7 protein-coding genes are annotated in these 7,154 nt (G+C 63.5%); 6 read left to right on the top strand and 1 reads right to left on the bottom strand.

The genetic code is table 11. The annotated features are described in order from the left end of the window. The first annotated feature begins 15 nt into the window (after positions 1-15). The 6 genes from VOI29_RS20680 to VOI29_RS20655 all read left to right on the top strand — a co-directional run bounded on the left by VOI29_RS20680 (position 16) and on the right by VOI29_RS20655 (position 6,478). Positions 16-855: a ChaN family lipoprotein gene (locus VOI29_RS20680; RefSeq protein ID WP_416361571.1), complete on the top strand. Its 840-nt coding sequence runs from the start codon at positions 16-18 to the stop codon at positions 853-855. A gap of 214 nt (positions 856-1,069) precedes the next feature. Further along, positions 1,070-2,266, top strand: a complete 1,197-nt coding sequence (coaBC, locus tag VOI29_RS20675; RefSeq protein WP_323783197.1) for a bifunctional phosphopantothenoylcysteine decarboxylase/phosphopantothenate--cysteine ligase CoaBC — start codon at positions 1,070-1,072, stop codon at positions 2,264-2,266. 39 nt (positions 2,267-2,305) lie between these two features. Further along, on the top strand, positions 2,306-2,761 hold the full coding sequence (gene dut / locus VOI29_RS20670) for a dUTP diphosphatase (protein ID WP_323783194.1): 456 nt from the start codon (positions 2,306-2,308) through the stop codon (positions 2,759-2,761). Continuing rightward, positions 2,761-3,801: a HesA/MoeB/ThiF family protein gene (locus VOI29_RS20665; RefSeq protein WP_323783191.1), complete on the top strand. Its 1,041-nt coding sequence runs from the start codon at positions 2,761-2,763 to the stop codon at positions 3,799-3,801. The genes dut and VOI29_RS20665 overlap by 1 nt, the downstream gene beginning before the upstream one ends. 20 nt (positions 3,802-3,821) lie before the next feature. After that, entirely contained in the window at positions 3,822-4,172 is a 351-nt protein-coding gene (locus VOI29_RS20660; RefSeq protein ID WP_323783188.1) for a hypothetical protein, read from the top strand. Between the two features lie 290 nt (positions 4,173-4,462). Further along, positions 4,463-6,478 (top strand): M3 family metallopeptidase, encoded by a 2,016-nt coding sequence (locus tag VOI29_RS20655; RefSeq protein WP_323783185.1) that lies wholly within the window; start codon positions 4,463-4,465, stop codon positions 6,476-6,478. Positions 6,479-6,610: 132 nt separating this feature from the next. On the opposite strand, the gene VOI29_RS20650 is transcribed toward VOI29_RS20655, so the two are convergent. After that, on the bottom strand, positions 6,611-7,154 hold a 544-nt coding region (locus tag VOI29_RS20650), incomplete at its 5' end, for an NAD(P)-dependent oxidoreductase (protein ID WP_323783183.1).

The raw sequence follows: 7,154 nt of genomic DNA, 5'->3' as shown, positions 1-7,154 counted from the left end.
GCACAGACTGCTTTCATGAGAGAGCAGATAAAATTCCTTAAAATCGTGCTGAGCGCCGCCGGTCTGGCGGCGCTCAGCATGTCAGGCGTCCGGGCGGATGAGGTGTCCGCGGCAGCCCGGCTGCTGGGCGGCGCAGATGTTGTGATTCTCGGCGAGGTGCATGACAATCCTGTGCATCACCAGCGGCAGGCATTGCTGCTGGCACAGCTGCAACCCAAGGCTGTGGTCTGGGAGATGATCACAGCAATGCAGGCAGCCGCACTGGATCCTGAAACGCTGACGAATGCAAAGCTGACGGCCCGGCAGCTGGATTGGGTGAATTCCGGTTGGCCGGACTTTGGCCTTTATGCCCCGGTATTTGCCGCTGCTGCGAGTGCCCGCCAGTATGGCGCACAGGTGCCGCGGTCCGCGGCTGCGGAGGCTTTGAAAAACGGCGTGGCTGCCTATTTCGGGGCTGAAGACGCGGCCCGCTTTGGCCTTGACCGGCCGCTTCCGGAGGCAGAGCAGGCCGCGCGTGAGGCGGACCAGCAGGCCAATCATTGCAATGCGATGCCGGTTGAGATGCTGCCTGTCCTGGTGGAATTCCAACGCCTGCGGGACGCTGCCCTGGCAGAGGCCGCGGATAAGGCACTTGCGGAAACCGGCGGTCCAGTGGCCGTGATCACCGGCAATGGCCATGCCCGCACCGACCGCGGACTGGCGGTCTACTTGGCCCGGGCCCGTCCAGCGGTGCGGATCCGCAGCCTAGGCCAGTCCGAGGGCGGACAGATCAGCGGAAAATTTGATCTGCTGCTTGACGCGGGCGCTGCAGTCAGCCGTCCGGATCCCTGCCTGGCCTTTCTGAACGGCGGCTGACAGGCGCCAGTTGGCGAGGCGCCAGGCGGCTTGAAAACGGCACCGCGCCGTGCGCAGCCCGGCGCCCGGCCCAACGCCGCCAGGGGCGGCGGCCACAGGCCGGTGCCGCGCGGGGGCGGGAGCCATTGGCTTTGGAACTCTGCCGCCGGGAAAACCGTTTCACACTTTTGCCGCAGCGCAGGAAGGTCGCGGTAAATGGGATAAGGGCGGACAAATGCTGGCTGGCAGACATATTCTTTTGATTATCAGCGGCGGCATCGCGGCCTATAAGTCGCTGGAGCTGATCCGCCGCCTGCAGGACAAGGGGGCGCGCGTGACCCCGGTTCTGACCAAGTCCGGCGCCGAATTTGTGACGCCCCTGTCGGTCTCGGCACTTGCCGGAACCGCTGTGCACCAGGAGCTGTTCGACCTGACCTCTGAGGCCGAGATGGGCCATATCCAGCTATCGCGCAGCGCCGATCTCTTGGTGGTGGCGCCGGCCACGGCGGACCTGATGGCCAAGATGGCGCACGGCCACTCCAATGATCTTGCCTCAACCCTGCTGCTGGCCACCGACACCCCGGTGCTGCTGGCGCCAGCGATGAATGTGCGCATGTGGGAGCATCCGGCGACACAACGCAACATCGCGGTTCTGAAGGAGGACGGGGTGTCTTTCGCGGGTCCGAATGACGGCAGTATGGCGTGCGGTGAATTCGGCACCGGCCGGATGGCGGAACCGGATGAAATTCTGGCTGCTATCACCGCCAAGCTTTCGGATGGGCCCTTGAATGGCAGGCGTATTCTGGTGACCTCTGGGCCGACGCATGAGCCGATCGACCCGGTACGCTACATCGCCAACCGCTCCTCGGGGGCGCAGGGGGCAGCTGTAGCCCGTGCGCTGCGCGATCTGGGTGCGGAAGTGGTGTTTGTCACAGGCCCGGCAGCGGTGCGCCCTCCCGAGGGGGTGCAGGTGGTCGAGGTGGAAAGTGCCCGCGAAATGGAGGCGGCCGTGCAAGCGGCATTGCCCGCTGATGCCGGGATCTTTGCCGCCGCGGTGGCAGATTGGCGGGTTGCCAGCGCCTCGAACCGCAAGCTGAAAAAGTCCAAGGACGGGCTGCCTGTGCTGGAATTTGCAGAAAACCCGGACATTCTGAAAACAGTTGCACAGATGACAACGGGACGTCCCAAGCTGGTGGTTGGCTTTGCCGCTGAGACCAACGACGTGGTGGAAAACGCCACCGCCAAGCGCAAGCGCAAGGGCTGTGATTGGATCGTTGCAAATGACGTCTCTCCCGCGACCGGAATCATGGGCGGCAGTGAAAACGCGGTGGTGCTGATCTCTGATGATGGCGCCGAGGACTGGCCGCGTATGGGCAAGGATGAGGTGGCCCGCAAACTGGCAACGCGGGTCGCTGCGGCGCTGGCCGGGTGAGTTTGAGTATTTGAACAAAGAAGAAGCAGGGGAGCAGCAATGGTTGCCATCCGTGTAATCCACGACGAAGACGCGGACCGGAATGTGCCGCTGCCCGCCTATCAAACGGCAGGTGCAGCCGGGGCGGACATCCGTGCCAATTTGCCGGACCGGGACGCACTGATGCTGGAACCCGGTGCCAGGGTGCTGGTGCCAACCGGGTTGCGGCTGGAAATTCCTGCAGGCTACGAGGTGCAGATCCGCCCGCGCTCCGGGCTGGCGCTGAAGCACGGGATCACACTGCCCAACACGCCCGGAACAATCGACAGTGACTACCGCGGCCCCCTGGGCGTGATCCTCCTCAATGCAGGGCAGGAGCCCTTTGCAATCCGCCATGGCGAGCGCATCGCGCAACTGGTGGTCGCGCCGGTGCTGCAAGCCCGGATTGAGCTTGCGGAGGCGCTCACAGGCACCAGCCGCGGCGACGGCGGCTTTGGGTCCACCGGGCGCGGCTGATGCTTCGCATTTTGTTTCTGGCAGCGCTGATTTGGTGGGGCGGGCGATTTCTCGGCCTGCCGCGCAACCTGCGTTTCGGTTTGCTTTCTGTACTGTTTGCGACCGTGCTGGCGGTGCAGTTGACCCTGCCGGACGGGCACCCCTTGCGCGAAGGCACCGGCGGCACGCTGGCGCCCTGGCTGCTCTTGGGCGGCTTTGCTCTTGTGGCTGGGGTTTATGCGCGTATCGTGGCCGGCCTTAAGACCCGCGCCCAGCCTCAGGACACGCAGATGAGCCAGCCCGCAAGCACCTTCACTGAAAGCGAACTTGACCGCTACGCCCGCCATATCGTCCTGCGGGAGCTGGGCGGTCCGGGGCAGAAGAGGCTGAAGCAGGCCAAGGTGCTGGTGATCGGTGCCGGCGGCCTTGGCGCCCCTGCCTTGCAGTATCTGGCTGCCGCCGGAACGGGGACCGTCGGGGTGATCGACGATGACGTGGTCGACAATGCCAACCTGCAGCGCCAGGTGATCCATCGCGACGCAGACATCGGCAAGCCAAAGGTGTTTTCGGCCCAGGCCGCGATGCAGGCGCAAAACCCTTATGTCGACGTGCGGCCCTACCACCGCCGTCTGACAGAAGAAATGGCGGCAGAGCTGTTTGCGGACTATGATCTGATCCTTGACGGCACCGACAATTTCGAAACCCGTTATCTCGCCAACCGAACCGCCGTGTTGCTGGGCAAACCGCTGATCTCCGGGGCACTGTCGCAATGGGAAGGCCAGCTGAGCGTCTTCCACCCGGCCAACGGCGGGCCCTGCTACCAGTGCATTTTTCCCGAGGCGCCGGCGCCCGGCCTTGCCCCCAGCTGTTCGGAGGCCGGGGTGGTCGGCCCGCTGCCCGGTGTCGTCGGCTCTATGATGGCAGTTGAGGCGGTCAAGCTGATCACCGGCGCCGGTGCGGTTCTGCGGGGCGAAATGCTGATCTATGACGGGCTTTATGGCGAAACCCGCAAGATCCGCATGGCCAGGCGGCAAGGTTGCCCGGTCTGCGGCAAAGCTTGAAAGCCTGACGAGATCTCCCTGTGAACGAAGCCTTTTTCATTTCGCTGCTCTGCGGCGCCCTGTTCGGCGGCCAAGCGGAAACAGTGCATGAGTTCACCTATCCCGGCGGTGCGGCGTCGATCAGAACGGACTGCGAAAATGCAAACCGGGTCATCGAGTTCGGCCTCGACAAGCGCAGCAGCCTGGACAGCATCCAGCAGGTGTTGTTCGCGGCAGAAGTCACCGGCAAGGAGCCGGTGGTGGTTCTGATCGATACCGATGGCAGAATGGGCCGCTTCGAGTGGCGGATCGCCAGGGCGGCCAATGTCGCGGATGTCCCGGTCCGCATCGTGCCGGCGGCGCTGACCGTAGGCGATGGCGCCGGCGGCTGACCCGGTCGCGCTACTGAAACTCAGCACCCGGCACAGATCGGCGATCAAGTCTTCAGGCCCCAACCGCCCGAGGGGCAGGCGGTAAAAACGGCGCGGTATTCAGCTGCCTGCGCCGGGGCAAGGCGGAAGGGTGTCTACATCAGCCCTGCCGTCTCCATCCGGAACACCAGCGGACAGTGGTGGCCCAGCGGGCGTGATGCTGGGAGTATCTTCGCCATGCCCATTCATTGGAAGCCCAATTGCAGCCCTAATGGTTTCCCGTTAGCGTCCCCGGCAAAGGAGATCCGTTTATGCCCAATCCGCTTCTGACCCGCTGGGACACGCCGTTTGAAATTGCCCCGTTCGACAGCATCTCTGATGACGATTTCGCCCCCGCGCTGGAGCAGGCCTTGCAGGCACACACCGCACAGATCGACGCCATCGCAAACAGCGGCGAGGCACCCGGTTTTGCCAATGTGATCGAGGCGCTGGAGACCCCTTGCCGCGAATTAGAACAGGTTTTAGGCGTGTTTTTCACCGTGGCCGGAGCAGACAGCAACCCCAAGCGGGAAGAGCTGCAGCGGGCGTTCTCACCCAGGCTTGCCGCGCATTTTTCCGCAGTCACCGCAAATAAGGCGCTGTATGCACGGGTCAAGGCGGTCTGGGACAAGCGCGAGGCGCTGGATCTGAACCAGGAGCAGCAACGGGTTCTGATGCTGACCCACCGCGGCTTTGTGCGTGGCGGCGCAGCGCTGGAAGGCGATGCCGACAGGCGGATGCAGGAGATCAAGGGGCGGCTGGCGACCCTCGGCACAGAGTTCACCCAGAACCTGCTGGCGGATGAGCGGGGCTGGTTCATGGAGCTTTCCGAAGACGATCTGGAAGGGCTTCCGGAGTTTGTGGTCAGCGCTGCCCGTGCGGCCGGCGAGGAAAAGGGCAAGGATGGTCCGGTGGTTACCCTTTCGCGCTCGCTGATCACACCTTTCCTGCAATTCTCGCCGCGCCGCGACCTGCGCGAGAAAGCCTTCAACGCCTGGGCTGCCCGGGGAGCCAATGGCGGAGACACCGACAATCGCGCGATCGCTGCAGAAATCCTGCAACTGCGCGAGGAGAGAGCGAAACTTCTGGGCTATGAAAACTTTGCCGCCTACAAGCTGGAAACTGAAATGGCCAAAACGCCGGCGGCGGTTCGCGGCCTGCTGATGGATGTCTGGGGCCCGGCCAAATCCCGTGCGGAGGCTGACGCAAAAGTGCTGACCGCGATGATGCAGGCGGACGGTATCAATGGCAGCCTGGAGCCCTGGGACTGGCGCTACTACGCCGCCAAGCGCCGCAAGGCTGAGCATGATCTGGATGAGGCGGCGCTGAAACCCTATCTGCAGCTTGACCGGATGATCGAAGCCAGCTTTACCTGCGCAAACCGCCTGTTCGGGCTGGAGTTTGCACCGCTGGACGTGCCTCTCTACCACCCGGATTGCCGCGCCTGGGAAGTGACACGGAACGGCGCTCATGTGGCGGTCTTCATCGGCGATTACTTTGCCCGCGGCTCCAAACGCTCAGGTGCCTGGTGCTCGGCGATGCGCCAGCAGGCGAAATTCCCGCAGACCCAGACGCCCGTGGTAATCAATGTCTGTAACTTCGCCAAAGGCGATCCGGCACTGTTGTCCTGGGATGATGCCCGCACCCTGTTCCACGAATTCGGCCACGCACTGCATCAGATGCTGTCCAACGTGACCTATGAAAGCATTTCGGGCACCTCGGTGGCACGGGATTTTGTCGAGCTGCCGAGCCAGCTCTATGAGCACTGGCTGGAAGTGCCGGAGGTGCTGCAGGAGTTTGCCACCCATGCGGAAACCGGCGAGCCGATGCCAAAGGACATGCTGGAGAAAGTGCTGGGTGCCGCGAACTTCGACATGGGGTTCCAGACTGTGGAGTATGTCGCCTCCGCTCTGGTGGATCTGGCCTTTCACGACGGTCCTGCACTGTCCGATCCTATGGCAAAACAAGCCGAAGTGCTGGAGGAAATCGGCATGCCGCGCGCCATCACCATGCGCCATGCCACGCCGCATTTTGCCCATGTCTTTGCCGGCGACGGCTATTCTTCGGGCTACTACAGCTACATGTGGTCCGAGGTGATGGATGCCGACGCTTTTGCAGCCTTTGAGGAAGCTGGCGGTGCCTTTGATGCCGAACGCGCCAAAGCGTTGGAGACGCATATTCTTTCCACTGGCGGGTCGGTTGACCCGGCCGCGCTCTACATGGCTTTCCGCGGACGATTGCCGGGGGTGGAAGCGCTGCTGAAAGGCCGCGGCCTAACCGCAGAATAGCTGGCGTTGCCCAGAGCGATACCTCGGGAATGAGTATTCAAGACCAGAAAGAAGCGATAGGCCCCGGCTTTCTTTCTGGTTGAAAATACTCTGAGGGAATGCGGCGTCAGGCGCAGGGGGCAAGGCCCCGTCTTAGTATCCGAACCTCCGGTCCACCAAATGCAGCAGTGGTTCTCCAGCCTCGCCGCGGCGGATGTTTTCGGCAATCACTTCGGCAGCGGTGCTTTCACGGGTTTCCGAGGCAATATGGGGGGTTACCGTCACATTGGGGTGCGCCCAATAGGGATGCTCCGGCGGCAGCGGTTCAACGCGGAACACGTCCAGCGTTGCGTGCGCGATCTGGCCGCTGCCAAGCGCCGCCAGCAGGGCGCTGTCGTCAATCAGCGGCCCGCGGCCCGGGTTTATAATCCTCGCGCCCTTTGGCAGCATGGCCAGTGTCTCCGCATTCAGCGTGTTTTCGGTGGCGGGCGTATCAGGCAGCAGCAGGATCACGATTTCGGCTTGCGCCAGCGCAGCCTTCAGGCCCTCAGGCCCGGCGTGGCAGGTGATCGCTTCGACCTCCTTTTGCGACCGGCTCCAGCCGGACACCTGAAATCCCAGGGCGGCCAGCGCTTGGGCACACGCGACGCCGAGGGCGCCCAGGCCAAGCACCGTCACCCGGCGTTCCTTTGCCAGC

The sequence above is a fragment of the Leisingera sp. genome (assembly GCF_034669605.1).
In the GTDB taxonomy this organism is placed as follows: Bacteria; Pseudomonadota; Alphaproteobacteria; order Rhodobacterales; family Rhodobacteraceae; genus Leisingera.
This window is presented reverse-complemented; position numbering and strand designations above follow the sequence as displayed.